Below are 1424 nucleotides of genomic sequence, written 5' to 3' on the forward strand. Positions count from 1 at the left end.
CGCCACCGCCGCCGGGGCGGTGGGGGTGGGCGCCTGCTGCGTGACCGCGGCGGGCGCGTCGGGCGCCGGCGGCGTGGTCTCGCGCTTCCACAGGTCGAAGGCGAGCAGGATGCCGATCGAAATCGCAATCGCGGCGAGGAGTCGCTTCTGGTCCATCGGATCCGTGCCGTCAGGCCTTGTTCTGGGCCACCGCGCGCGGCGGCCGACTGGGGGAGGACGCCGGCTCGGGGTCCTCAGGAAAACGGGTCGCTGGCGTCTCCGCCGGCGGCACCGGGTCGTAGCCGCCGGGGTGCCAGGGGTGGCAGCGCAGGATGCGCCGGGCGGCGAGCCAGGCGCCGCGCGCCGCGCCATGGGTGTCCAGCGCCTCGATCGCATAGGCGCTGCAATGCGGGTAGAAGCGGCAATGGCTGCCGATCACCCCGCGGAGCGTCAGCTGGTAGCCCCGGACCGCCCCCTTGAGCAACAGCGCCGCCGGATCGCGCCGCCAGCCGTTGCGCAGCCGGTTCATGGCCCGGCGGCCGGCGGCTGCGGTCTACCGCTCCCCTGGGGCAGCACGCCCGCCTGGCGCAGCGCGCCGCGCAGGTCGGCCAGCAGCTGGTCGAAGCGGCGGCCGCCGGTGCCCTCGCGGCCGATCAGCACCAGATCCCAGCCGGGCGGGGCGTCCTGGCCCAGCAGCAGCCGGGCGGCCTCGCGCAGACGTCGCTTGGCGCGGTTGCGCACCACCGCGTTGCCGAGCTTCTTGGTGGCGGTGAAGCCCACGCGCAGCGGCCCCGCCGTTTCCGGCAGGGCCTGCAACACCAGGCTCGGCCTTGCGGCCCGGCTCCCCTTGCCGGCGACGCGAAGGAATTCGCGTCGCCGCTTCAGGCGCGGCGGCGAGGCCATGGCGGAAAGCCGGCTCCGCCCCGGTCAGCTCAGGCGGAGAGCTTCTTGCGGCCCTTGGCGCGGCGGTTGGCCAGCACATTGCGGCCGCCGACCGTCGCCATACGGGTGCGGAAACCGTGCCGGCGCTTCCGGACGAGCTTGGACGGCTGATAGGTACGCTTCACGACGCGCTACTCCGTAAGATCAAGATCGGGACCGTGCGCGCCCGAAGACCGCCACGGCACAAGCCGGACCACGCTGGGGCGCCCGGCGAAGGTGGCGACGTATAGGGAGGTGCATCGCGTCGCGTCAACCACGGACGGCATGGCGGGCCCTTCCGCCGGGCGGCGGGCAGCCCCATCTCGGGCGTGAGCATGCGAATTCCCTTCCCCACCCCGCCCGGCCGCGGCCTGCCCGCCCCACGCCCCGGATGCGGTGCCGGCACCGCCCGGGGCTTGCGCCGCCGGCCGCGCCGCGCATCCTGCGCCCGCCCCGCCACCTGCCGAGAAGGAGACCCGCATGGCTGACCACGACCTGGCGATCATCGGGGCCGGCGCGGCGGG

At 75.1% G+C, this 1424-nt stretch carries 3 protein-coding genes; all 3 read right to left on the minus strand.

The genetic code is table 11. From position 1 onward, the window contains the following. Positions 1–169: 169 nt before the first annotated feature. The 3 genes from yidD to rpmH are packed head-to-tail and all read right to left on the minus strand — an operon-like array spanning position 170 to position 1046. Positions 170–508, minus strand: coding sequence for a membrane protein insertion efficiency factor YidD (gene yidD / locus HMPREF0731_RS21160; RefSeq protein ID WP_007006285.1), 339 nt, complete (start codon positions 506–508; stop codon positions 170–172). Further along, complete coding sequence (gene rnpA / locus HMPREF0731_RS21165; protein WP_007006286.1) at positions 505–882, minus strand: ribonuclease P protein component; 378 nt, start codon at positions 880–882, stop codon at positions 505–507. The genes yidD and rnpA overlap by 4 nt, the downstream gene beginning before the upstream one ends. Before the next feature lie 29 nt (positions 883–911). Continuing rightward, positions 912–1046: a 50S ribosomal protein L34 gene (gene rpmH, locus HMPREF0731_RS21170; RefSeq protein WP_007006287.1), complete on the minus strand. Its 135-nt coding sequence runs from the start codon at positions 1044–1046 to the stop codon at positions 912–914. Positions 1047–1424 lie beyond the last annotated feature (378 nt).

The organism is Pseudoroseomonas cervicalis ATCC 49957, assembly GCF_000164635.1.
In the GTDB taxonomy this organism is placed as follows: Bacteria; Pseudomonadota; Alphaproteobacteria; order Acetobacterales; family Acetobacteraceae; genus Pseudoroseomonas; species Pseudoroseomonas cervicalis.

Coding starts and splice junctions, on each gene's coding strand:
- yidD (WP_007006285.1), bottom strand. CDS start 508: ATGAACCGGCTGCGCAACGGCTGGCGGCGCGATCCGGCGGCGCTGTTG.
- rnpA (WP_007006286.1), bottom strand. CDS start 882: ATGGCCTCGCCGCCGCGCCTGAAGCGGCGACGCGAATTCCTTCGCGTC.